Source organism: Acidovorax sp. 100 (assembly GCF_003688355.1).
GTDB lineage: Bacteria > Pseudomonadota > Gammaproteobacteria > Burkholderiales > Burkholderiaceae_C > Acidovorax > Acidovorax delafieldii.
Window position 1 is genome coordinate 764,795 of record NZ_REFD01000001.1, and the last position, 23,136, is coordinate 787,930.

Below are 23,136 nucleotides of genomic sequence, written 5' to 3' on the forward strand. Positions count from 1 at the left end.
CGCCTTGTGCAATCCCGCCCCTACTGCATTTCGCTCTGGCGGCGCTTGCGCGGGCGGCCCGCCAGCACCTTGTCAAACAGTGGGTTCGGCAGCATGCGCAGCAGCTTGGCGACCACGCCCATTTGCCAGGGGATGACCCGGTAGCTCACGCCCGCCCGAATGGTGCGAAACGCCCGGTCGGCAAAATCGGCAGGCTGCATCAAAAACGGCATGCTGTAGCGGTTCTGCTGCGTGAGCGGGGTGTCGATGTAGCCCGGCGACACCGTCACCACGCGCACGCCATGGGGGCGCAATTCACCGCGCAGGCTCTCGCAATAGCTGATGACCGCCGCCTTGCTGGCGCAATACGCGCCATGGCCCGGCAGGCCGCGGATGCCGGCCACGCTGCCAATGCCCACCAGGGTGCCGCTGCCGCGCTGCACCATGGCATCCACAAATGGCTGGAAGGTGGCCGCCATGCCGATGTTGTTGGTGGCAAAGGTGCGGGCCATGACGTCGATGTCGCTCAGCACGGCCGTGTCCATGCCCACGCTGATGCCCGCGTTGGCAATCACCACATCCGGCACCCCCTGGCGTGCGATGCAGTCACGCCCCGCAGCGACGATGCTGTCAGTCACCGACACATCAGCACTATAAATTTCATAGCTATCATGGCTTATTCCTTGTGCGCTTGCCCATGTTTTGACCTCGGAAGTGCGTCGAGCCACCAGCGCTAGGCGGAATCCCGCCTGGTGGTAGCGGTGGGCCAGGGCCTGGCCAATGCCGCTGGAGGCGCCGGTGATGAAGACAAGGGGTTGGGTCATGTGCGTTCCGGCTGTGGCGGCAAAGCGAGGTGGCGTGGGGCTATCGCGTGGTGCCCGGCAGGATCATGCCGCGCACGCGCCCGCGCAGTTGCAGCACCTGGTCGAGGTTGTCGTAGTCCATGCTGTCGGCGGTGAAGCGGTCGTTGCCACGGGTGAGCGTGACCGGCTGGTCCGAGCGCACCCGTTCGGTGTTGGTGAAGGCGTGCAAAAACTCACCCCGGAACTCCATGCGGGGCTGCGCCGCCGACCCGGGCTTGGCAGGCAGCGGTTCTCGGGTGACGATGGCATTGCCGAACAACTGCACTTCGGAGCCATCGGCATTGCTCAGGGCCCGGTTGGCCGTGGCCACGGTGACCCGGCCATCGAGGCTGACGGAGCGCATGCGGACCTGGTCGATCTCCAGCGTATCGGTGTCGGGGTAGTGGCGTGCCTCGTCACCCTGCACCTCACTTTGCAGGCGGCCTGTGGCATCGAAGGTCTTCACCGAAAAGGACTTCATGAAGTAGTCTGGCTGGTGCTTCACAGGCCGGTCAATGGCCGGCAACTGCGGCATGGGCGCGTTGCGCACCAGCCACCAGGTGCCCAGCGCCAGCAGGCCCATCAGCACCACGGGCAGGTAGATCGAAAGCTGGTCCCAGCCCTGGCGGATCACGCGGATCATGCGGTGTAGTCCGCCAGCAGCGCCGCGTAGCGGCCCGTGGCCACGAGCAGCAGGTCGCACAGCTCACGCGCCGCGCCGTCGCCCCCGCGCGCCTGGGTGACGAAGTGGGCCGCGTGGCGCACCTCGGTCTGGGCATTGGCGGGCGCGCAGGCAAAGGCGCAGCGGCACATGACGGGCAGGTCGGGCCAGTCGTCGCCCATGGCTGCGGCCTGCGCCCAGGTCAGGCCCAGGGTGACCAGCATCTGCTCGGCGGCGGGGCGCTTGTCTTCGGTGCCGAACACGGCGTGCTCCACGCCCAGGGCCTTCAGACGCAGGCGCAGCGGGGCAGAGTCGCGGCCGGTGATCACGGCGGGGGTGATGCCGGCCTTTTGCAGCAGCTTGAGGCCGTGGCCGTCCAGGGTGTTGAAGCGTTTGATGGTTTCGCCCGCTTCGCTGAAGTACAGGCCGCCGTCGGTGAGCACACCGTCCACGTCGAAAAAGGCCACGCGCACGCCCTGGGCGCGCAGCAGCAGCTCAGGATCGATCTGCAGGGCAGGAGAGGGAGAGGTCTGCGGGGACAGCGCCATCGTCAGATCACCTTCGCCCGCATCAGGTCGCCGATGTGCACCACGCCCACCAGCACGCCCGCTGCGTCCACCACCAGCACGCTGGTGATGGCGTGGGCCTCCATCATTTCGGCGGCGTCCACGGCCAGCGCGTCGGGCGCAATGCGGCGCGGGTTGGCGTGCATGACCTGGGCGGCGGTGGTAGACCGCAGGTCTGCGCCGGCCTCGATGCGGCGGCGCAGGTCGCCGTCGGTGAAGATGCCCAACAGCTGCCCGTCGGCATCGACAATGGCCGAGGCGCCCAGGCCCTTAGCGCTCATCTCGCGCATGAGGTCGCTGAACGAGGCATCGGGGGCCACGCGCGGCACCTCGGTGCCCGAGCGCATCACGTCGCTCACATGGGTGAGCAGCTTGCGGCCCAGCGCGCCGCCGGGGTGTGAGCGGGCAAAGTCTTCGGGGCGGAAGCCCCGGGCGTCCAGCAGGGCCACAGCCAGCGCGTCGCCCATGGCCAGCTGGGCCGTGGTGCTGGCGGTGGGGGCCAGGTTCAGCGGGCAGGCTTCGCGCGCCACGCTGCAGTCGAGCACCAGGTCGGCATAACGCGCCAGGGTGGACTGCAGGCCGCCCGTCATGGCGATCATGGGCGCGCCCAGGCGCCGCAGCACGGGCAGGATGGCCGTGAGTTCGCCACTTTCGCCGCTGTTGGAGATGGCCAGCACCAGATCGTCGCCGGTGACCATGCCCAGGTCGCCGTGGCTGGCCTCGGCAGGGTGCACAAAAAACGCGGGAGTGCCGGTGGAGGCCAGTGTGGCGGCGATCTTGCGCCCCACGTGGCCACTTTTGCCCATGCCCATCACCACCACGCGGCCCCGGGCCTGCAGCACCATCAACACCGCTTGGGCAAACACACCATCCACGCGGGCCGCCAGGCCATTCAGGGCTTCCACCTCGATGTGGAAGGTCTCGCGGGCCAGGCGCAGGGCCTGGTCGGCATCAAAAGGGGGCAGCGCGGCGGGGGCGGGAGTCATGCAAGGATTCTATCGACCGGGCATGCCTGCCGGGCCGTCGCATGGGCCAAGTCCACTGGCACGGTCCGTGCATCCGGGTAGAAAAGCCCTTGCCCGGCCCACAAGGCTTGCCAGACTTGCACAAACAGGGAGGCAGCAGCGGCCTGCAGCCCCGGCCAATGGCTTGCTTGAATCCTGTGTTACACAACGCAAGCCTCGGATAGCATCGAACCCATGTCTTCACTCGCCCTCACACTGCTTTACCTGCTGGCCGCGGTGCTGGGCGTGGTGACCTGCCGCAGCCTCAAGCTGCCGCCCATGCTGGGCTACCTGGCCGCCGGGGTGCTCATTGGCCCGCACGCGCTGGCACTGGCGCAAAACTCCGAAGGCGTGCGCCACCTGGGCGAGTTTGGCGTGGTGTTCCTGATGTTTGCCATCGGGCTGGAGTTCAGCCTGCCCAAGCTGCGTGCCATGCGCAAGCAGGTGTTTGGCCTGGGGCTGATGCAGGTGGTGCTGACGATGGCGGTCGTGTCCGGCATGGCACTGGCGTTGTCGCGCTGGGCGGGTGGGGTGTGGGACATGGGCTGGCAGACGGCGCTGGCGCTGTCGGGCGTGATGGCCATGAGCAGCACGGCGATTGTGGTCAAGCTGATGGCCGAGCGGGCCGAGCTGGAGAGTGAGCACGGCCGGCGGGTGATGGGCATCCTGCTGTTCCAGGACCTTGCAGTGGTGCCGCTGCTGGTGCTGATTCCGGCGCTGGGGTCGTCGCCCGACCAGCTGCTGACCTCGCTGGGCTGGGCGCTGATCAAGGCCACGGTGCTGGTGGGCCTGCTGCTCACGGGCGGCCAGCGGCTGATGCGCTGGTGGCTCACGCTGGTCGCGCGGCGCAAGAGCGACGAGCTTTTCATGCTGAACCTGCTGCTGATCACGCTGGGCCTGGCCTGGCTGACCGAGCTGGCGGGCCTGAGCCTGGCGCTGGGCGCCTTCATTGCGGGCGTGCTGGTGTCCGAGACCGAGTACCGCCACCAGGTGGGCACGGACATTCGGCCCTTTCACGATGTGCTGCTGGGCCTGTTCTTCATCACCATCGGCATGATGCTGGACTGGCACATCCTGGTGGACCGCTGGGCGCTGGTGTTGATGCTGCTCACGGTGCCGCTGGTGCTCAAGCTGGGGATCATCCTGGTGCTGGCGCGGGGCATGGGCGCGACCACTGGTGTGGCGCTGCGCACCGGGCTGTACCTGGCGCAGGCGGGCGAGTTCGGCTTTGTGCTGCTGTCGCTCACGCAGAACAACGGGCTGGTGCAGCCAGCGCTGATGAACCCCATCCTCGCGGCCATGGTGCTGTCGATGCTGGCCACGCCCTTCCTCATCATGTACAGCAACCGCATCGTGATGAAGCTGGTGGCCAGCGACTGGCTGCAGCAGTCGCTGCAGATGACATCGATTGCGCGCAAGTCCATCAACACCAGCAAGCACGTGATCATCTGCGGCTACGGCCGCTGCGGACAGAACCTGGCGCGCATGCTGGAGCACGAGGGCATCCCCTACATGGCGCTGGACCTGGACCCGGACCGCGTGCGCCAGGCCGCTGCGGCCGGCGACTCGGTGGTGTATGGCGACGCCACCCGTCTGCAGGCGCTGATGGCGGCGGGCCTGGTGCGCGCCAGCGCCGTGGCCGTGACCTACATCGATGTGCCCGCCGCGCTGAAGGTGCTGGCCAATGCCCGGTCGCACGCGCCACAGGTGCCGGTGGTGGTGCGCACGCAGGACGACCTTTATCTGGACAAGCTGCAGGAGGCCGGTGCGACCGAGGTGGTGCCCGAGGCCATCGAAGGCTCGCTCATGCTCGCCAGCCACGCCCTGGCCCTGGTGGGCGTGCCCATGCGCCGCGTGCTGCGGCTGGTGCAGGACCAGCGCGATGCGCGCTACAACCTGCTGCGCGGCTACTTCCATGGCGCGGACGACGACACGGTGAACGAACGCGACCAGGAGCGCCTGTCCACCATCAACCTGCCCCCGGGCTCCACCGCCCTGGGCCGCAGCCTGGGCCAGCTGGCCCTGCCCGCCATGGGCGTGCGCGTGGTCAACCTGCGGCGCGGCAATGGCCATGTGAGCGCAGCAGTGGACGAGGCCCTGCTGGCCGAAGGCGACACGCTGGTGCTGTCGGGCCATCCGGCCGCGCTGGCGCTGGCGGAAGACAAGCTGCTGAAAGGCTGACTGGCCCACGGCCCGCCGCTGGCAGCTCAGCGGGTGGTTGGGCACCCCATTTGAATGAAATCGGCCTGTAGCGCTAGTGCAATATGCGCTGACAGCTACACAATTAATAGCAAACTACAACAGCTCTTCAGGCCCAGGCCGTCCGAACAGGTAGCCCTGGAACTGGCGGCAGCCGTTGCGCAGCAGGAAGCTGCGCTGCCCTTCGGTTTCCACGCCCTCGGCCACCACGTCCAGGCCCAGGCTGCGGGCCAGCGTGATGATGGTGCAGGCGATGGTGGCGTCGTTGGGGTCGGTGAGCACGTCGCGCACAAAGCTCTGGTCGATCTTGAGCTGGTCCAGCGGCAGGCGCTTGAGGTAGCTGAGCGATGAGTACCCGGTGCCAAAGTCGTCGAGCGAAAAACCCACCCCCAACGTGCGCAGCGCCTGCATCTTGAGGATGCTGTCCTCCACATCGTGCAGCAGCAGGCTTTCGGTGAGTTCGAGCTTGAGCAGGCGCGGGTTGGCGGCCGCATCGCGCAGCGCTGCCAGCACCTGCTCCACAAAATCGGGCTGGCGGAACTCCTGGGCACTCACGTTCATGGCCAGCGTCCACGCGGCTTTCGCCGGGGCGGTGGCCCACTGGGCTAGCTGGCGGCAGGCCAGGGCCAGCACCTGGCGCCCCAGGGGCAGGATGAGACCCGTCTGCTCGGCCAGCGGGATGAAATCGGCGGGCGAGACCATGCCGCGCTGCGGGTGTTGCCAGCGCACCAGCGCCTCGGCCCCCAGCAGGTGGCCGCTGGCGTCCACCACCGGCTGGTAGTGCAGCAGGAACTCGTTGCGCGCCAGGCCCTGGCGGATGTCGCCCTCCAGCGCCGAACGCGCCGACGCGGCAGCCTGCATGGCGGGGTCGAAAAAGCACAGGGTGTTGCGCCCCTGCGCCTTGGCCTGGTACATGGCCAGGTCGGCGCGCTTGAGCAGCTCTTGCACGGGCTGCTGCGCGTCCTGGAACAGCGCAATGCCGATGCTGGGGGTGCTGTGCATGTCGCAGCCATCCACGACATAGGGCTGGTTCAGCGCCAGCAACACCTTCTGGGCCACGGCCTCGGCCTCGGCCGCGGCTTCGACCTCATGGCCGTGCAGGCCCTGCACCACGACCACAAACTCATCGCCACCCAGCCGCGCCACGGTGTCGGTGGCCCGCACGCTGGCCCCGATGCGCGCGGCCACCTGCACCAGCAGGCGGTCGCCCCACTCGTGGCCCATGGTGTCGTTGATGCCCTTGAAGTTGTCCAGGTCGAGGAACAGCAGGGCGCCATGGCGGCCGTCGCGCTGGGTGGTGGCCACCGCGCGCTCCAGCCGGTCCATCAGCAGCCGGCGGTTGGGCAGGCCGGTGAGTTCGTCGTAGAACGCCAGGCGCTGGATCTCGGCCTCGGCCAGCTTGCGCTCGGTGATGTCGCGCGCCACGCCCCGGTAGCCGGTAAAGCGGCCCTCTTCGTCAAAGATGGGCTCGCCACTGATCGACACCCACACGGGCTTGCCGTCCTGGGACAGGCGCTGCATCTCGAAGTCGTGAAAGACCTGGTGCGCCTCCAGCTGCTCGCGGTGCTCGCGCCATTGCCCTTCGTTGACGAAGGTGTCGGGCAACTCCCAGCGGGTCAGGCCGTAGTGCATCTCATCGGGCACGCCCTCCGTGTGGTACGGGTTGCCGTCCAGCCGCACAAAACGAAACTGGTCGTCCTGCTCCCAGTACCAGTCGGACGACAGGTCCGTCAGGCTGCGCCAGCGCGCCTCGCTCTGGCGCAGGGCCTCCAGCGTGCTCAGGTAATCGGTGACATCGGTGAACGTGCGCACGCGCCCGCCGGGCTCCAGGGCACGGGTGCGCACCTCGATGTAGCGGCCCTGCCGAGTGCGCCGCACGTAGCTCTGCGGCATGGTCAGGCGGTCGCCATGCGCTGCGTATTCCGACGCCACGTAATTGCGGGCCATGGGTTCGATGAGCTGGAACTCGGGGCCGAAGTCGCCCCGCTCGGTCTGAAAACGCACCACCTCTTCCACCAGCGGCTGCGTGGCCAGCAGGGACTCGGGCAGGTCCAGCAGCTCCAGATAGCGCTGGTTGTAGACGCGGATGCGGCCCTCGGCGTCGACGTTGGTAATGCCCTGCGAGATGTTGTCCAGGGTGCCTTCGAGGGCCCGGGTCTTCTCGGCCAGCAGGGCGCTGGTGCGGGCCAGTTCGGCCTCCACATGGCTGCGGGCCAGCTCGGCGCGGCGGGCGGTCTCCAGCTGGCCAATGGTGTTCAGCAAGGGCTGCAGAAACTGCACATCGGCGTTGGTGTAACCGCCGCTGCGGTTGGCCAGCCCCACCATGGCCACCAGCTCGCCCGCCGCATGGATGGGCAGGCCCAGGTAGGTGCGCAGCGTGGGGTGGCCGGACGGCGTGCCCGCACTGCGGGCATCGTGGTTGGCATCGTTGCTGAGGACCGGCTCGCCCGTCACCAGCGCAGCGCCCACCAGCGAGTGCAGGTTGTCGAACACCATGCCATCCTCGGCATGCTGGGCGTAGCGCTGGCGCGAGGCCTCGTCCCAGCTGATGTCGGTCATCGCATGCACGCGCAGATAGGGGTGTCCATCGTCAGCACGCTGCACCTGGCCCACCAGGCCGAAGGCGCTCTGGGTCAGGGTCATCAGCTCGTTCAGCAGCGCCTCGAACGCTGCACGGGGACCTGAGCTGGCGATGAACATGCCCTGGGCCCGCGAGATGGCCTGCAGCAGCCGGTGCTGGCGCGCCAGCATGGCCTCGGCAGCGCGGCGGGCACGGGCGCTGGAGCTGCGCTCCAGCACCGCCTCGATCTGCGCGGGCAGGGTGAGCAGGTAATCAAGCCCCGGGTCTTGCACGGTGAAATCGTCAAACCCGTGGCGCATGGCCTGCGCCGCGTGGGTTTCTGCCCCCATGCGCACGATGATGATGGCCGGAACGCCGTCGAGCAGCTGCAGCAGGTCAAAGGCCGAACCGTCCAGGGTGCGCTGGGCGGCCAGCACGATGTCGGGGCGGTGGCGCAGCAGGTGGTCGCGCGCCTGGGCGATCGAATCCACCACGTCCACGCGCCAGCCCGACCAGGGATCGGCCAGCGCCCCCGCCACAGCCTGTGCGTGGGGGTGATCACTCTCGATCAGCAGGACGGAGATGGGCATGGGCCGATCGTCGTGGGGGTTGGGGCACCGCCCGCAGTAGGCGGCGCGAGTTTGTAACGCCAGTGAAACACATTATGGCGTCTGGTGCAGGCGCGCGCGGGGACCGCCGGGCTGTTTACACTCACGCACTTTCCGTGCCTCGCGCCACTGGCCAGCCCCTGGCGCACACCCAGGCATTGGCCCTGCCCGGGCCTCCCCCGCGTCATCACTCCCCACCCGCCCATGCAGCCCCTCAGCGTCAACCAGTACCTTCGCCAGCACATCCGCACCGTCCCCGACTGGCCTGCGCCCGGCGTGCAGTTCCGCGACATCACGCCACTGCTGCAGGACCCGAAAGTGTTCCGTGTGCTGATCGATGCGTTCGTGCACCGCTACATGGACAAGGCGCTGCGCCCCGACGTGGTGGCGGGACTGGATGCGCGGGGCTTCATCCTGGGCGCTGTGGTGGCCTACGAACTGAACGTGGGCTTCGTGCCCATCCGCAAGAAAGGCAAGTTGCCCTTCACCACGGTGGAGGAAACCTACGAACTCGAATACGGCAGCGCCACCGTGGAGCTGCACACCGACGCCGTGAAGGCTGGCGACCGCGTGCTGCTGATCGACGACCTGATCGCCACCGGCGGCACCATGATGGCCGGCAAGAAGCTGTTGGAAAAACTGGGGGCCACCGTCACCGAAGGCGCCTCCATTGTCGATTTGCCCGAGCTGGGCGGATCGCAGCGCCTGCGCGATGCGGGCCTGCCGCTGTACACCCTGGTGGACTTTGCAGGGCACTGACCCGAGGGCCGTGGCATGGGTGCACAGCCCCCTGTGGGCGTGCACCACATGACCCCTGGATCAGTTGAGTTCGCCGTACTGGGTGCTGCTGAGGTCGGGAGCGGGACCTTCGGCACCGGGCATTTCGGTGTCCTCAAACCCTGTGGGCTGGGACGGTTGCAGCAGCGGACCGGAGCGCACCGGCACGCCTGGCTTGGCGGCCGCAGCCGTGGCCGCCGATGACCCTGCCGCATTGGCCAGCGCGCGCTTGAACGCGGCCACCTCGTCGGCCTCGATGGGTTCGAAGCGGGCAGAAGAGGCAGGCCGCGCGGCAGCCAGCGGTGCGGGTGCAGACACGAGGGGCGCGGGGGCCGACACCGCACCGAGCGGGCGGCGCGCAGCCAGCGGGGCCGCAGCGGGCGCCAAAGGAGCAGGGGAAACAGGTGCCGCAGCAGCCGCGGCGGGGCGTGCGCCCATCTGCGGTGCAGGCGATGAGGCCAGGGGTGCCGGGGCAGCCGGGGCAGTGGCCGCTGCTGCTGGCGGACGGCGCACCGCCGTAGAAGCCGCCTGCAACGGCAGCGCAGCGCCCTGGGGCGCCACGCCCTTTTGTGGAATGCCCACCGCCACATGGTCGTTGATGCGCCAGTACACGGCCGTCACCAGGATGTCGTAGCGGGTTTTGGCGGTCTGGGCGATGAGCGCCTCGATCTCGCTCAGGCGCACCGTCTCGCCGCCGTATTCCCGGGCCAAGTCCATCATCACCAGGAACTGGCGGCCGCGCTGGTCGAGCGACAGCACCTTGAACTTGTAGCTGGCCGACAGCACGCCAGCGCGCACCATGGCGTCGCGCACCACGGTATAGAGCAGCTCACGGCGCTCCATGCGCTCGTTCTTGCGGTTGGCTGCGTGCTCTGGGGGCTGGGGCTCCACGAGCGGCTTGCCCTGGCGCCCGGGTTGCAGGGGCACGGTGGCGTCGGCGTTGAACAGGCCGGAGGGCTCGGCCGCTGCGCGGGGCTTGGCGGGAGCGGGTTTGCGGCTGAACCAACTGAACAGGGACATGGCTTGCTTTCTTCGGATGGTGCCTGGACAAAATCCAAATCGAGTGTAACGCGCCATCCCCCCGCAGAAGGCGGAAGAAGCCCGAGGGAAACCCCCGACAGGCCCCGCCTGTCAGGTGGCCGCAACGCGGCGGCGGCGGTTGCCCAGGCGCTTGGCCAGCACAGCCCCTGCAGCCATGGCCAGACCCAGGGCAATGGCGGGCTGGCGGTTGGTCAGCTCGGTGAAGCGGATGGCCGTGAGGCTCCACAGTTTGCACGGCGCGCTGGCCTGCACGGTGGCACTGCGCGCGCGGTGCGAGAAGAAAGCGCCTTCACCCACCACCGACCCCGCGCCCACAATCGCCAGACGCAGGCGTTCTTTTTCGTCCTGGTAGTGCACGCTCAGGCTGCCGCTTTCGACCAGGTACAGGGTGCGGTCCGTAGCACCCTGGCTGAAAAGCACTTGGCCCGCCGGCAACACCACCGGGAGCAGGTAGGACGACAGCACCTCCCACTGGGCGGCCGTCAGCGGGTTGGTCATGCTGTCCTCCGCCGTGGTCTGGGCAATGGCGTCGATCAGACCTTTGAGGTCCACCTTGGAGGCAACGGGCATGGGAACATTCATGGTCCGCCGAAAGTAACCCTGTTACAGATCGGACACAAGCGCTGTTTACGTCCGTTTACAAGATAGGGCGACCAACGGTCGCTATTTACCGATGCAGAAGCTGGAGAAGATCACGCCGAGCAGGTCATCGGAGGTGAACTCGCCGGTGATGGCGCTCAGGGCGTTCTGGGCCAGCCGCAGCTCCTCGGCCAGCAGGTCCAGCGCCGGGCCCTGGGCCTGCAGTTGGTCAGCAGCTTCCTGCAAGTGCAACGACACGGCCTGCAGCGCCTGCACATGCCGCGCCCGGGCAATGTAGATGCCCTCGGGTGCCGACTGCCAGCCCGCCACGTCCAGCAGCAGCCGTCGCAAGCCGTCCAGCCCCTGACCGGTGCGGGCCGACAGATGCACCGCAGGGCGCCCGGGGTTGGCCGTAGGGGCAACACCGGCCGCGCAGTCCAGCTTGTTCCAGACATCGATCACGGGGATGTTTTTTGGCAATTTATGCCCCAAGGCGCTTTCGATATCTGCGTCGGCAGCTACATATTCAGGAGCACTTTGCCGCGACAGGTCGTGCAGGAACAGCACGGCGTCTGCCCCGGCAATCTCGTCCCAGGCGCGGGCGATGCCGATGCGCTCGACCTCATCGCTGCTGTCGCGCAGGCCGGCGGTGTCGATGATGTGCAGCGGCACCCCTTCGATCTGGATGGTCTGCTGGACCTTGTCGCGCGTGGTGCCGGCAATGGGCGTGACGATGGCCAGCTCGGCCCCTGCCAGCGCATTGAGCAGCGAGCTTTTGCCAGCATTGGGCTGCCCGGCGATGACCACCTTGATGCCCTCGCGCAGCAAAGCGCCCTGGCGCGCGCGCTGCATCACCGAGGCCAACTTTTGCTGCAAGTTCGATAGCTGGCCATGCGCATCTGCCTTGCGCAAGAAGTCGATTTCTTCTTCAGGAAAGTCGAGCGTGGCCTCCACCAGCATGCGCAGGTGGATGAGCGCGTCGCGCAGGCTGTGGATTTCTGCAGAAAACGCGCCGGTCAGCGAGCGGCTGGCGCTGCGGGCTGCGGCTTCCGTGCTGGCGTCGATCAGGTCGGCAATCGCCTCGGCCTGGGCCAGGTCGATCTTGTCGTTCAGAAAAGCCCGTTCGGTGAACTCCCCGGGTTGGGCCACGCGCAGGCCCGGCAGACAGGGCTGGCCGGTGGCCGGTTGGGTGGCAGCCCCCGCCTCCAGGCAGCGCGCCAGCAGCAGCTGCAGCACCACCGGGCCCCCATGCGCCTGCAGCTCCAGCACGTCTTCGCCGGTGTAGCTGTGCGGGCCGGGGAAGTACAGCGCGAGCCCCTGGTCGATGGCCTGGCCCTGTGCATCCCGAAAGGGCAGGTACGTCGCCTCGCGGGCCTTGAGGGTGCGGCCGCACAGCGCCTGCACCAGACCCTCCAGCCCTTTGCCCGACACCCGCACGATGCCGACGGCCCCGCGCCCGGGGGCAGTGGCGATGGCAACGATGGGGTCGTGGTGGCGGGCAAGCATGGGCAGGGACTTTACAAGGTGACAGAAAAAAGGCCGCTTGCGCGGCCTTTGGGGGTCAGTTCGTGGATGTCAGCGTTGCCGCTGCCACATCACTTGAACTTGGGCAGATTGAACTGCGGTGGCACGCCCATGCGGGTGTTGATGATCCACTGCTGCGCAATCGACAGGATGTTGTTCGTCAGCCAGTACAGCACCAGGCCGGCTGGGAAGAAGAAGAACATCACGCTGAAGATCAGCGGCATGAACCACATCATCTTGGCCTGCATCGGGTCTGGTGGCGCGGGGTTCAGGGCGGTCTGCAGCAGCGAGCTGGCCGTCATCAGCAAGGGCAGGATGAAGAATGGGTCAGGCGCGGAGAGGTCGTGGATCCAGCCGATCCAGGGCGCATTGCGCATCTCGACGCTGGACAGCAGCACCCAGTACAGCGCAATGAACACCGGGATCTGGATCATGATAGGGAAGCAGCCGCCCATCGGGTTGACCTTTTCCTCGCGGTAGATGCGCATCATCTCCTGCTGCATCTGCTGCGGCTTGTCCTTCAGGCGCTCGCGCATCTCCATGATCTTGGGATTGATGGCCTTCATCTTGGCCATGCTGGCGTAGGCCTTGGCATTGAGCCAGTAGAACGCGATCTTGAGCAGCAGCACCAGCGCGACGATGGACCAGCCCCAGTTGTTCAGGAGCTTGTGCAGGTTGTCGAGCAGCCAGTACAGCGGCTTGGACAGGATGGTCAGCCAGCCGTAGTCCTTGACCAGTTCCAGGCCGGGGTACAGCTTTTCCATCATAGTCTCGACCTGCGGGCCGGCGAACAGGCGCGCGTCGATGGTCTTGGTGGCGCCCGGCTCGATGGTGCCGAGGGAGGTCAGCATGCCCACGGAGTACAAGTTGGTGTCCACCTTGCGGGTGAAGGGCTCGCGCTGCACGCCGTCGGCCAGCAGCCATGCGGTGGCGAAATAGTGCTGCACCATGGCGACATAGCCATTGGCCGAGTCCTTGGGAATGTCGACCTTGCCGCTTTCGATGTCCTTGAACTCGATCTTCTGGTACTTCTTGGCTTCGGTGAAAACCGCCGGGCCGGTGAAGGTGGAGTAGAACGACGACTCGCCTGGCGGCTTGTTGCCGTCACGCACCAGTTGCAGATACAGCTGGGGCGATACAGCGGCGCTGCCGGTGTTGACGATGTCGTGCTTGACGGCGATGTCATAAGCGCCGCGTTTGATGGTCCAGGTCTTGACCAGCTTCACGCCGCCCTGGTCGGGCGACTCGAAGCGGATGCTCATGGAGTCTTCACCGTCCTTGAGTTCGCGCGGGCCGGGAACGGCCGTCATCACCGTCTTGTGCGTGGGGAAAGTGCCGCCCACCAGGCCGGTCTGCGCCACGTAGACGCGCTGCGCGCTTTCATCCAGCAACAGGAAGTTGCGGGCCTTGTCGGTCATGTCGGCGTGCTTGAGCAGCTCGGCCTGCGTGAGCGAGCCGCCTTCGCTGTCGAACACCAGGCGATACAGGTCGGTCTTGACCTCAATGCGTTCGCGCTTGGCAGGCGCAGCCGCTGCGGCAGGCTGCCCGGGCACGGCTGCCGCGCCTTGCGCGGCCGTTGTGGCTGCGGGCACGCTGGCAGCCCCGGTCGCACCGGAGGCCGCGCCTGCGGCAGCAGCAGGGGCTGTCACTGCGGGCGTGGTCGGGAAAAAAGTGGCCTTGTTGCCATTGTGCAGCTGCCACTTGTCCCACAGCAGAACCATGGAAAAGCCAAAAATCACCCACAGGATGGTGCGGCGAATGTCGTTCATGAAGACTTCTTTGGTGAGGATGGGGGAGTGGTGGAAGGGGTGAGCCTGGAGAAAAGCCGCAGGCTGCGCGGCAGATCTTGCGGGACCGGATCATGGCCCCCGTCACACCAGGGGTGGCAGCGTACCAGCCTGCGCACCGTCAGATAACTGCCTGCCGCAGCGCCGTGCTGCTCCAGCGCCTGCAGCGAATAGACCGAGCAGGTCGGTTCAAAGCGGCAGGCCGAACCCAGCCAGGGGCTGAGAAACAACCGATAGCCTTTGACCACGCCGATCAGCAGGCGCTGCATCATGGGGCAGTCACCGGCTCTGCCACCGGCGGCACAGGCGCAGCAACCGCTGCGCCCGAATGCCGGGTGGCATATCCAAACAGCTGCAGCAGCTCCGCGCGTACCGCCTGCTTGAGCTGGTCGGACGTGGCGCTCAGGAACTGCTTGCGATCAAACGCCGAGCGCAGGCGCACCACATGGGCGGCCTGCGGCAAACGCGCCTCAAACGTGGCGCCCACGGTGTAGATCTGCCGTTTGATGGTGTTGCGCGTCACGGCGCGGCGCGCCCAGCGCTTGGGCACCATGGCACCCATCCAGACGCCCTGAACGACAAACAGGGCCTGCGGCCCTTGCGTGTGCGGCAAGGAGCCGGGCCCTGTAGGTGCAACAGCGGCGGCTTGGCTGGCAACTGCGGTGCTGTTGGCGTCCAGTGCCAAACGGTGCAACGCAAAATGCGCCGTGCGGGAGACAGTGCCCCCCGCCATCGCAGCCTGGAACTGCGGCCGGGTTTTTAGCCTGTGCATGCAAGCGCCCCGTTTGGAACCTGGCGGTACAAACCGGGAACAGGCGGGGAGCAGGCCGTAGACCGTATCGGCCTTAGACGGCCAGGCGCTTGCGGCCCTTGGCGCGGCGTGCGTTGATAACGGCACGGCCGCCGCGGGTCTTCATGCGGACGAGGAAACCGTGGGTGCGCGCGCGGCGCGTCTTGGAGGGCTGGTAAGTACGTTTCATGGTGCTATTCCTTGAGGTTCAGTTCCGGACTGCTGCTCTTGAACCCCCTGCAATCTGCACACCCACACTATGTATGAAACATCGCCTGGAGGCAGACCCACGGGGCAGAAATAACGGCGCGCCGGGTCAAATCACCCTGAACACATTCAGGGAAACCCAAAATTATCGCAGGCTTGTGGCCGACTGGCAATGCCTTTCGATGGGCAGGCCTTTACCAGCGCGTCGCAGAGGCTGCAGCGCCCGACCCTTTCAGGCCACTTCTTCCCCGCATGGCAACCCCGGATTCCCCCGGATGACAGCTGCCTTCAAATTGTGGATAACTCCTTGACAAGCTACAATCCACCGCCTTACCCCGTTCCTCCTATCCACAATAAGAATTCCCCAGAAATGACCGAGGAACCCACCCGCAGCCCTATCAATTCGCCCGGCTCAGATGCCGGTCAGGGCCTGTGGCAAGCCTGCGTTGAGCAACTGGCACAAGACCTGCCAGAACAACAATTCAACACCTGGATCAAGCCCCTGATTGCCCAAGTGGCCGAAGACTTCTCCAAAGTCACGCTGCTCGTGGGCAACCGCTTCAAGCTCGACTGGATCCGCGCCCAGTACGCCGGCCGCATTGCCGCGCTGCTCGAAGGCCTGTATGGCCAACCGGTCACACTGGAGTTAGCACTCGCTCAGCGCGAATCCGTTGCCAGGACTTATGTACGGCCCACATCGCAGGAGCCCTCCAGCCCCGCAGCGCCAGCCGAAACCCCCGCCAGTAGCAACGATGAGGCCTCGGCGGGCGCGTTCCGCAACCGCCTCAACGCCGCCCTCACGTTCGAGACCCTGGTGGAAGGCACGGCCAACCGCATGGCGCGCTCTGCGGCCATGCACGTGGCCGGCATGCCCGGGCATCTGTACAACCCGCTGTTCATCTACGGCGGCGTGGGCCTGGGCAAGACCCACCTGGTGCACGCTGTGGGCAACCGCCTGCTGCAGGACAAGCCCGACGCCAAAGTTCTCTACATCCATGCCGAGCAGTTCGTATCGGATGTGGTTAAGGCCTACCAGCGCCGCACCTTCGATGAGTTCAAGGAGCGCTATCACTCGCTCGACCTGCTGCTGATCGACGATGTGCAGTTCTTCGCCAACAAGGACCGCACGCAGGAAGAATTCTTCAATGCCTTCGAGGCCCTGCTGGCCAAGAAGTCGCACATTGTGATGACGTCGGACACCTACCCCAAGGGCCTGGCCAACATCCACGAGCGGCTGGTGTCGCGCTTCGACTCAGGTCTCACAGTGGCCATCGAGCCGCCAGAACTCGAAATGCGCGTGGCCATCCTGATCAACAAGGCGCGCGTCGAAGGCACCGAGATGCCGGAAGAAGTCGCCTTCTTCGTGGCCAAGAACGTGCGCTCCAACGTGCGCGAGCTCGAAGGCGCGCTGCGCAAGATCCTGGCGTACTCGCGTTTCAACCAGAAAGAGATTTCGATCCAGCTCGCCCGCGAGGCGCTGCGTGATCTGCTGTCCATCCAGAACCGGCAGATTTCTGTGGAAAACATCCAGAAGACGGTGGCCGACTACTACAAGATCAAGGTCGCCGACATGTACAGCAAGAAGCGCCCGGCCAGCATTGCTCGCCCGCGCCAGATTGCGATGTACCTGGCCAAGGAGCTGACGCAAAAGAGCCTTCCCGAGATCGGAGAATTGTTTGGCGGGCGCGACCACACCACGGTTTTGCATGCTGTGCGCAAGATTGCGGGCGAACGCCAGCAGCTGACCGAGTTGAACCAGCAGCTGCACGTGCTGGAGCAGACGCTCAAAGGGTAGCGCCAAGGGTAGATAACCAGCGGGAAACGCCCGTCGGGCAGCCCCACGAAGAAGCGACCCCGTTAAGGGGCAAAATGGCGGGTTATAGATAGCAGGGGGAGGCATGACCTGTGCCGCTGTCCACGCACCGTCCCAAAACCACAAGAGGTTGATGACATGATCGTCCTGAAGGCAACACAAGACAAGGTTCTCGCGGTTCTGCAGTCCGTGGCTGGCATCGTGGAGCGCCGCCACACGCTGCCCATCCTGGCCAATGTGCTGATCCGCAAGACGGGCAATGCCCTGCAGCTGACGACCAGCGACCTCGAAATCCAGATCCGCACCACGGCCGAACTGGGTGGCGACACTGGCGACTTCACCACCACCGTGGGGGCGCGCAAGCTCATCGACATCCTGCGCACCATGCCCGGTGACCAGACGGTCAGCCTCGAATCGGCCCAGTCCAAGCTCATCCTCAAGGGCGGCAAGAGCCGCTTCACGCTGCAAAGCCTGCCGGCCGAAGACTTCCCGCTGGTGCAGGAATCCGCCGCCTTTGGCCCCGTGTTCGCCGTGCCCCAAAAGACGCTGAAGGACCTGCTCGGCCAGGTGTCGTTCGCAATGGCGGTGCAGGACATCCGCTACTACCTGAACGGCATCCTGTTCGTGGCCGAGGGGAAGACCCTGAGCCTGGTCGCCACCGACGGCCACCGCCTTGCCTTTGCCAGCGCCACGCTGGACGTCGAAGTGCCCAAGCAGGAAGTCATCCTGCCGCGCAAGACCGTGATCGAGCTGCAGCGCCTGTTGTCTGATGCGGGTGGCGAGAACCAGCCGCACATCGAGATGCAGTTCGCCAACAACCAGGCCAAGTTCACCTTTGGCGGCATGGAGTTCGTGACCAAGCTGGTCGAGGGCAAGTTCCCCGACTACAACCGCGTGATCCCCAAGAACCACAAGAACAGCATCACCCTGGGTCGCGCCCCGCTGCTGGCCAGCCTGCAGCGCACGGCCATCATGACCAGCGACAAGTTCAAGGGCGTGCGCCTGAACCTGGAGCCCGGCACCCTGCGCGTAGCATCGAACAACGCCGAGCAGGAAGAGGCCGTGGACGAGCTCGACATCGACTACGGTGGCGACACCATCGAGATCGGCTTCAACGTGACCTACCTCATCGACGCCCTGGCCAACATGGGCCAGGACATGGTGAAGGTGGAGCTTTCGGATGGCAACAGCTCTGCGCTGCTGACCATCCCCGACAACGACAGCTTCAAGTACGTCGTGATGCCCATGCGCATCTGAGGCTGCGTGACACCCGCCGTGCACCACAGTCGCAGCGCCACACCGCGAACGCTACTTTATTGATAGCTGCAAGCGCATATTCAATATGCGCTTGCACCCAATTAGACCATTGAACATATTGGAAACCCCGGTTTCCACGGATCCCAAGGCCCACCATGACCGTTGACAACAACATTCCCTCCGAGCCCGAATCCTCCGGCGTCTCCGGCCATGTGGAGCCCACCGTCAACAAGATCGACACTAACCAGGCCGGCGCCAGCGAAAGCTATGGCGAAGGCGCCATCACCATCCTCGAAGGCCTCGAGGCCGTGCGCAAGCGCCCCGGCATGTACATCGGCGACACCAGTGACGGCACCGGCCTGCACCACCTGGTGTTCGAAGTGGTCGACAACTCCATCGACGAGGCTCTGGCCGGCCACTGCGACGACATCGTCGTCACCATCCACACCGACAACTCCATCAGCGTGACCGACAACGGCCGTGGCATTCCCACCGGCGTGAAGATGGACGACAAGCACGAGCCCAAGCGCTCGGCTGCCGAAATCGCCCTGACCGAACTGCACGCAGGCGGCAAGTTCAACCAGAACAGCTACAAGGTCTCCGGCGGCCTGCACGGCGTGGGCGTGAGCTGCGTGAACGCATTGAGCAAATGGCTGCGCCTGACCGTGCGCCGCGAAGGCAAGGTGCACCAGATCGAATTTGCACGCGGCTTTGTGCAAGACCGCCTGCTGTCCACCGTGGACGGCTTTGAAGTCAGCCCCATGAAGGTGACCGGCGAGACCGAAAAGCGCGGCACCGAAGTGCACTTCTTGCCCGACACCGAGATTTTCAAAGAGAACAACGACTTTCACTACGAGATCCTGGCCAAGCGCCTGCGCGAACTCTCGTTTTTGAACAACGGCGTGCGCATTCGCCTCAAGGACGAACGCAGCGGCAAGGAAGACGACTTCTCGGGCGCCGGTGGCGTGCGCGGCTTTGTCGAGTTCATCAACAAGGGCAAGACGGTGTTGCACCCCACCTCGTTCTACGCCGCAGGCGAGCGCCCGGCAGAGACGTACGGCGGCATCCCCGGCACGCACATTGGCGTGGAAGTGGCCATGCAGTGGAACAGCGCGTACACCGAGCAAGTGCTGTGCTTCACCAACAACATCCCCCAGCGTGACGGCGGCACCCACCTGACCGGCCTGCGCGCCGCGATGACCCGCGTCATCAACAAGTACATCGAAGAAAACGAGCTGGCCAAGAAGGCCAAGGTCGAAGTCACCGGCGACGACATGCGCGAAGGCCTGTGCTGCGTGCTCAGCGTGAAGGTGCCCGAGCCCAAGTTCAGCAGCCAGACCAAGGACAAGCTGGTGTCGAGCGAAGTGCGCGCGCCGGTGGAAGACATCGTGGGCAAGCTGCTCACCGACTACCTGCAAGAAAAGCCCAACGACGCCAAGATCATCTGCGGCAAGATCGTGGAGGCCGCCCGTGCCCGCGAAGCCGCCCGCAAGGCCCGCGAAATGACCCGCCGCAAGGGCGTGCTGGACGGCATGGGCCTGCCCGGCAAGCTGGCCGACTGTCAAGAAAAAGACCCCGCCCTGTGCGAGATCTACATCGTGGAGGGTGACTCCGCCGGCGGCTCTGCCAAGCAGGGCCGCGACCGCAAGTTCCAGGCCATCCTGCCCCTGCGCGGCAAGATCCTGAACGTGGAAAAAGCCCGCTACGAAAAGCTGCTGACCAGCAACGAAATCCTCACGCTGATCACGGCCCTGGGCACCGGCATCGGCAAGGCGGGCGGCACCACCGGCGGCGACGACTTTGACGTAGCCAAGCTGCGCTACCACCGCATCATCATCATGACCGACGCCGACGTGGACGGCGCCCACATCCGCACCCTGCTGCTCACCTTCTTCTACCGCCAGATGCCCGAACTGGTGGAGCGCGGCCACATCTACATCGCGCAGCCGCCGCTGTACAAGGTCAAGGCCGGCAAGGAAGAGCTGTACCTCAAGGACGCCCCCGCGCTCGACGGCTTCCTGCTGCGCATTGCGCTGAACCACGCCAGCGTGACCACCGGCGGCGCCAACCCGCAAACCCTGACCGGCGAGACCCTGGCTGAACTGGCGCGCAAGCACCAGATCGCTGAAAGCGTCATCGCCCGCCTGGGCAACTTCATGGACGCCGAAGCCCTGCGCGCCATTGCCGATGGCGTGAGCCTCAAGCTCGACTCCGTGGCCGATGCCGAAGCCAGCGCCGTGGCCCTGCAAGCCAAGTTGCGCGAGCTGAACACCACCGGCGCCCCCGCCGAAGTGGCCGGCGAATTCGACGCCCGCACCGACAAGCCCCTGCTGCGCATCAGCCGCCGCCACCACGGCAACATCAAGAGCAGCGTCATCACGCAAGACTTTGTGCACGGCGCCGACTACGCCGCCCTGGCCGAAGCTGCCGAAACCTTCCGCGGCCTGCTGGCCGAAGGCGCCAAGGCGATGCGCGGCGAAGGCGACAAGCAGAAGGAAGAAAAGGTCAGCGACTTCCGCCAGGCCATGAAGTGGCTGATTGCCGAAGCCGAACGCACCACCAGCCGCCAGCGCTACAAGGGCCTGGGCGAAATGAACCCCGAGCAGCTGTGGGAAACGACGATGGACCCCAATGTGCGCCGCCTGCTTCGCGTGCAGATCGACGATGCGATCGAAGCGGACCGCGTGTTCACGATGCTGATGGGCGATGAGGTCGAGCCGCGTCGGGATTTCATTGAGACGAATGCGCTGCGGGCGGGGAATATTGACGTCTGATCTTGTCAAATGACAGAAAAAGCACAAACTTAGCCGAACTAGTGCAAAAGCACTGCTAGAGAAGAGAAAAAGCGCTCAAATTGAGCGCTTTTTCTTGGAAAAGTATGTATGGGCAGAGTATCTTCGGGAACCTGAACAGATCTACCGCTGGTGTATCTCAGACAGGCGACGCACCAAATTGCTTGAACGAATGGGTGGCAGGAAGGTTTTGTAAACCTTTTATGGGTGAGTTTCTGTGGAGGCTTTGTTCATTTACCATTTACGTTCGTTAAAAATGAACACAGCGTAAAAATGAACAATAGAGATATTCTCTCTAAGGCAATTGAGGCCACAAGGCCTCCTTTGAGCTGGGAGGTTCTTGAAGAAGCTCTTTCATCATCGAGCGATGCGGATGCCATCCTTGCACTACACCTCAAAGAAGGCCCAGCTCACCGGTTCGCGGTGGAAATAAAAACCGTTGTGCGGATTGAAACCCTGCGAGCACAGATAGCCCGTAGTTCAACCAACTCTCGTCACCCGAGTTGGCTTGTTGTTGTTCCTTACATGTCGAAGAACAATGCCGCCCTTTGCCAGGAGGCCGGTTTGAACTTCATAGACACTGCAGGGAACGCCTTCATCGACGTTCCCGGTTGCTATGTCTTTATCACTGGCAAGCAAAGGCCTGAGCAAGAGCCCGTTGGATCTGGCCATGAGGTCATGGGATCTGCAAGCGCCTTGCGGGTCATCTTCACTTTGTTGACAGCACCCGACATGCCGGAAAGCCCGATACGCGACATCGCCACCAAGGCGGGGGTATCACTTGGCTCCGCAGCGAAGGCCATGGAGGGCCTTCGACGCCTGGGCCACTTGAGCCCCGGTGATACCAGAAGCCGCAGACTTCTCGCCGTTGACGCCCTGAAGACGGAGTGGGCCCGCAACTACCCTATTGGACTGCGCAACAAGCTCCAACCTCAGCGATACGCACCGCAGAATGTGCAGTGGTGGAAGGATGCCAAGCTGCAGCCGGAAGAAGCGGCTTGGGGGGGCGAGGTGGGTGCCGCGCTCAAGACCTCATATCTCCAGCCCGAGCAGATCACCATCTATTGCTGGAAGGACAGAGGAAAGCTGTTGATGCAACATCGCCTACGGCCCGATCCCAACGGCAGCGTTGAAATCCTCGACGCCTTCTGGGTGCCTCCCAGTTCTAGCGCTGAGCCCATCGCACCTTTGCTGCTGATATACGCAGATCTCATGACCAGCCTGGACGGCCGCAATCGAGAGGTGGCAAGCATGCTGAGAAAGGAAATCTTCGATGCTGAAGCGACTCCCTGACCGCGACATAGACCCGGCACTGCGAGCGATCCTGAAACAGGCGCGCAGCGCCACCGACGCTCTGGACATCCCGTTCTTTGTGGGCGGCGCCATGGCTAGGGACATCATCTTGACCCACATTTTTGGGCAAGAGGTGAAACGCGCAACACGCGACGTGGACCTCGGGCTCTACCTTGACGGCTGGGACCGCTTCCAGCACCTGAAGGATGCGCTGGTGCGCACGGGCTTGTTCCACGCTACGGATGGCAAACCCCATCGGCTGCACTATGGGTCTCCAAAAGGTATCCCCCTAGACCTGATCCCGTTTGGCCGGATAGAGCACCCTGCGGGCGAGATTGCGTGGCCTCCAGGCAATGACGTAGTGCTCAACGTTGCAGGGTTTGAGGACGCGTTTCGAAGTGCGCTGGTGGTAGATCTCGGTGGAGGGCTAGTCATCAGGACATGTGCCCTTCCGTCCCTGGCAGTGCTCAAATTGATCGCATGGCAGGACCGTCGGAAATTTTCCAACAAGGACGCCACCGATCTGCTGCTGATCACACAGAACTACGCCGCCGCCAACAACATGGATCGGCTCTACGAGAGGGAGCCGGAGCTGATGGAGGCCGCCGACTACAACCCTGAATTAGCAGGCGCTTACTTGCTTGGCAAGGATGCTGCTTTGCAGTCTGGAAACGACACAGCAGCTATCGCCAAAGCCATCCTTGAAAGCGAGATGCTGCAGCAGGAGCTGATTGACCAGATCGTCCGAGCGAAAGCTGCATCGCACAGTCGCGAAGATGAGCAGAGGTATACCCAGTACCTGAAAGGTTTCAGCACAGGCTTCCTCAAGCAACTGCGTGAGCCCGGTCAGTAACGAG

19 protein-coding genes are annotated in these 23,136 nt (G+C 64.9%); 7 read left to right on the forward strand and 12 right to left on the reverse strand.

Annotated features, from left to right (window positions below; translation table 11 throughout):
- Positions 1 to 20 precede the first annotated feature (20 nt).
- The 4 genes from C8C96_RS03600 to C8C96_RS03615 are packed head-to-tail and all read right to left on the reverse strand — an operon-like array spanning position 21 to position 3,034.
- A complete protein-coding gene (locus C8C96_RS03600) occupies positions 21 to 803 on the reverse strand; it encodes an SDR family oxidoreductase (protein ID WP_121941451.1) in 783 nt (260 codons plus the stop codon).
- A 40-nt stretch (positions 804 to 843) separates the two neighbouring features.
- Positions 844 to 1,464 carry an LPS export ABC transporter periplasmic protein LptC gene (gene lptC / locus C8C96_RS03605; protein WP_121941452.1) on the reverse strand — a complete coding sequence of 207 codons (621 nt, stop codon included), beginning with the start codon at positions 1,462 to 1,464 and terminating at the stop codon, positions 844 to 846.
- Positions 1,461 to 2,030, reverse strand: coding sequence for an HAD family hydrolase (locus C8C96_RS03610; protein WP_121941453.1), 570 nt, complete (start codon positions 2,028 to 2,030; stop codon positions 1,461 to 1,463). Before C8C96_RS03610 ends, lptC begins: the two co-directional genes overlap by 4 nt.
- Positions 2,031 to 2,032: 2 nt before the next feature.
- A complete protein-coding gene (locus tag C8C96_RS03615) occupies positions 2,033 to 3,034 on the reverse strand; it encodes an SIS domain-containing protein (protein ID WP_121941454.1) in 1,002 nt (333 codons plus the stop codon).
- 213 nt (positions 3,035 to 3,247) lie between these two features.
- On the opposite strand from C8C96_RS03615, the gene C8C96_RS03620 reads away from it, so the two are divergent.
- On the forward strand, positions 3,248 to 5,233 hold the full coding sequence (locus C8C96_RS03620) for a monovalent cation:proton antiporter family protein (RefSeq protein ID WP_056056799.1): 1,986 nt from the start codon (positions 3,248 to 3,250) through the stop codon (positions 5,231 to 5,233).
- 114 nt (positions 5,234 to 5,347) lie between these two features.
- On the opposite strand, the gene C8C96_RS03625 is transcribed toward C8C96_RS03620, so the two are convergent.
- Entirely contained in the window at positions 5,348 to 8,401 is a 3,054-nt protein-coding gene (locus C8C96_RS03625; RefSeq protein ID WP_121941455.1) for an EAL domain-containing protein, read from the reverse strand.
- A 222-nt stretch (positions 8,402 to 8,623) separates the two neighbouring features.
- Between C8C96_RS03625 and C8C96_RS03630 the strand changes: the two genes are divergently transcribed.
- A complete protein-coding gene (locus tag C8C96_RS03630; protein WP_108498439.1) occupies positions 8,624 to 9,178 on the forward strand; it encodes an adenine phosphoribosyltransferase in 555 nt (184 codons plus the stop codon).
- A 60-nt stretch (positions 9,179 to 9,238) separates the two neighbouring features.
- On the opposite strand, the gene C8C96_RS03635 is transcribed toward C8C96_RS03630, so the two are convergent.
- The 7 genes from C8C96_RS03635 to rpmH form a co-directional block, all read right to left on the reverse strand.
- Positions 9,239 to 10,216, reverse strand: coding sequence for a hypothetical protein (locus C8C96_RS03635; protein ID WP_121941456.1), 978 nt, complete (start codon positions 10,214 to 10,216; stop codon positions 9,239 to 9,241).
- A gap of 111 nt (positions 10,217 to 10,327) precedes the next feature.
- Complete coding sequence (locus C8C96_RS03640) at positions 10,328 to 10,819, reverse strand: Crp/Fnr family transcriptional regulator (protein WP_043565827.1); 492 nt, start codon at positions 10,817 to 10,819, stop codon at positions 10,328 to 10,330.
- A gap of 81 nt (positions 10,820 to 10,900) precedes the next feature.
- Positions 10,901 to 12,322 (reverse strand): tRNA uridine-5-carboxymethylaminomethyl(34) synthesis GTPase MnmE, encoded by a 1,422-nt coding sequence (gene mnmE / locus C8C96_RS03645; RefSeq protein WP_121941457.1) that lies wholly within the window; start codon positions 12,320 to 12,322, stop codon positions 10,901 to 10,903.
- A gap of 89 nt (positions 12,323 to 12,411) precedes the next feature.
- Positions 12,412 to 14,109, reverse strand: a complete 1,698-nt coding sequence (gene yidC, locus C8C96_RS03650; RefSeq protein WP_121941458.1) for a membrane protein insertase YidC — start codon at positions 14,107 to 14,109, stop codon at positions 12,412 to 12,414.
- A complete protein-coding gene (gene yidD, locus C8C96_RS03655; RefSeq protein WP_082522278.1) occupies positions 14,106 to 14,399 on the reverse strand; it encodes a membrane protein insertion efficiency factor YidD in 294 nt (97 codons plus the stop codon). The genes yidC and yidD overlap by 4 nt, the downstream gene beginning before the upstream one ends.
- Positions 14,396 to 14,899, reverse strand: coding sequence for a ribonuclease P protein component (locus tag C8C96_RS03660; RefSeq protein WP_121941459.1), 504 nt, complete (start codon positions 14,897 to 14,899; stop codon positions 14,396 to 14,398). The genes yidD and C8C96_RS03660 overlap by 4 nt, the downstream gene beginning before the upstream one ends.
- Positions 14,900 to 14,972: 73 nt before the next feature.
- Positions 14,973 to 15,107, reverse strand: a complete 135-nt coding sequence (gene rpmH, locus C8C96_RS03665) for a 50S ribosomal protein L34 (protein WP_005798102.1) — start codon at positions 15,105 to 15,107, stop codon at positions 14,973 to 14,975.
- Between the two features lie 387 nt (positions 15,108 to 15,494).
- On the opposite strand from rpmH, the gene dnaA reads away from it, so the two are divergent.
- The 5 genes from dnaA to C8C96_RS03690 all read left to right on the forward strand — a co-directional run bounded on the left by dnaA (position 15,495) and on the right by C8C96_RS03690 (position 23,132).
- Positions 15,495 to 16,919, forward strand: coding sequence for a chromosomal replication initiator protein DnaA (dnaA, locus tag C8C96_RS03670; protein ID WP_121941460.1), 1,425 nt, complete (start codon positions 15,495 to 15,497; stop codon positions 16,917 to 16,919).
- A gap of 156 nt (positions 16,920 to 17,075) precedes the next feature.
- Positions 17,076 to 18,194, forward strand: a complete 1,119-nt coding sequence (gene dnaN / locus C8C96_RS03675) for a DNA polymerase III subunit beta (protein ID WP_056056813.1) — start codon at positions 17,076 to 17,078, stop codon at positions 18,192 to 18,194.
- Between the two features lie 155 nt (positions 18,195 to 18,349).
- Entirely contained in the window at positions 18,350 to 20,968 is a 2,619-nt protein-coding gene (gene gyrB / locus C8C96_RS03680; RefSeq protein WP_056056815.1) for a DNA topoisomerase (ATP-hydrolyzing) subunit B, read from the forward strand.
- A 291-nt stretch (positions 20,969 to 21,259) separates the two neighbouring features.
- The gene (locus tag C8C96_RS03685) at positions 21,260 to 22,279 is read left to right on the forward strand and encodes a type IV toxin-antitoxin system AbiEi family antitoxin (protein WP_121941461.1); all 1,020 of its coding nucleotides are present in this window, start codon (positions 21,260 to 21,262) and stop codon (positions 22,277 to 22,279) included.
- Complete coding sequence (locus tag C8C96_RS03690; RefSeq protein WP_121941462.1) at positions 22,260 to 23,132, forward strand: nucleotidyl transferase AbiEii/AbiGii toxin family protein; 873 nt, start codon at positions 22,260 to 22,262, stop codon at positions 23,130 to 23,132. The genes C8C96_RS03685 and C8C96_RS03690 overlap by 20 nt, the downstream gene beginning before the upstream one ends.
- Positions 23,133 to 23,136: the final 4 nt, after the last annotated feature.

Bases quoted from the DNA above. Each gene is read 5' to 3' on its own strand.
- C8C96_RS03600 (WP_121941451.1), bottom strand. From the start codon at position 803: ATGACCCAACCCCTTGTCTTCATCACCGGCGCCTCCAGCGGCATTGGC.
- lptC (WP_121941452.1), bottom strand. From the start codon at position 1,464: ATGATCCGCGTGATCCGCCAGGGCTGGGACCAGCTTTCGATCTACCTG.
- C8C96_RS03610 (WP_121941453.1), bottom strand. From the start codon at position 2,030: ATGGCGCTGTCCCCGCAGACCTCTCCCTCTCCTGCCCTGCAGATCGAT.
- C8C96_RS03615 (WP_121941454.1), bottom strand. From the start codon at position 3,034: ATGACTCCCGCCCCCGCCGCGCTGCCCCCTTTTGATGCCGACCAGGCC.
- C8C96_RS03620 (WP_056056799.1), top strand. From the start codon at position 3,248: ATGTCTTCACTCGCCCTCACACTGCTTTACCTGCTGGCCGCGGTGCTG.
- C8C96_RS03625 (WP_121941455.1), bottom strand. From the start codon at position 8,401: ATGCCCATCTCCGTCCTGCTGATCGAGAGTGATCACCCCCACGCACAG.
- C8C96_RS03630 (WP_108498439.1), top strand. From the start codon at position 8,624: ATGCAGCCCCTCAGCGTCAACCAGTACCTTCGCCAGCACATCCGCACC.
- C8C96_RS03635 (WP_121941456.1), bottom strand. From the start codon at position 10,216: ATGTCCCTGTTCAGTTGGTTCAGCCGCAAACCCGCTCCCGCCAAGCCC.
- C8C96_RS03640 (WP_043565827.1), bottom strand. From the start codon at position 10,819: ATGAATGTTCCCATGCCCGTTGCCTCCAAGGTGGACCTCAAAGGTCTG.
- mnmE (WP_121941457.1), bottom strand. From the start codon at position 12,322: ATGCTTGCCCGCCACCACGACCCCATCGTTGCCATCGCCACTGCCCCC.
- yidC (WP_121941458.1), bottom strand. From the start codon at position 14,109: ATGAACGACATTCGCCGCACCATCCTGTGGGTGATTTTTGGCTTTTCC.
- yidD (WP_082522278.1), bottom strand. From the start codon at position 14,399: ATGATGCAGCGCCTGCTGATCGGCGTGGTCAAAGGCTATCGGTTGTTT.
- C8C96_RS03660 (WP_121941459.1), bottom strand. From the start codon at position 14,899: ATGCACAGGCTAAAAACCCGGCCGCAGTTCCAGGCTGCGATGGCGGGG.
- rpmH (WP_005798102.1), bottom strand. From the start codon at position 15,107: ATGAAACGTACTTACCAGCCCTCCAAGACGCGCCGCGCGCGCACCCAC.
- dnaA (WP_121941460.1), top strand. From the start codon at position 15,495: ATGACCGAGGAACCCACCCGCAGCCCTATCAATTCGCCCGGCTCAGAT.
- dnaN (WP_056056813.1), top strand. From the start codon at position 17,076: ATGATCGTCCTGAAGGCAACACAAGACAAGGTTCTCGCGGTTCTGCAG.
- gyrB (WP_056056815.1), top strand. From the start codon at position 18,350: ATGACCGTTGACAACAACATTCCCTCCGAGCCCGAATCCTCCGGCGTC.
- C8C96_RS03685 (WP_121941461.1), top strand. From the start codon at position 21,260: ATGAACAATAGAGATATTCTCTCTAAGGCAATTGAGGCCACAAGGCCT.
- C8C96_RS03690 (WP_121941462.1), top strand. From the start codon at position 22,260: ATGCTGAAGCGACTCCCTGACCGCGACATAGACCCGGCACTGCGAGCG.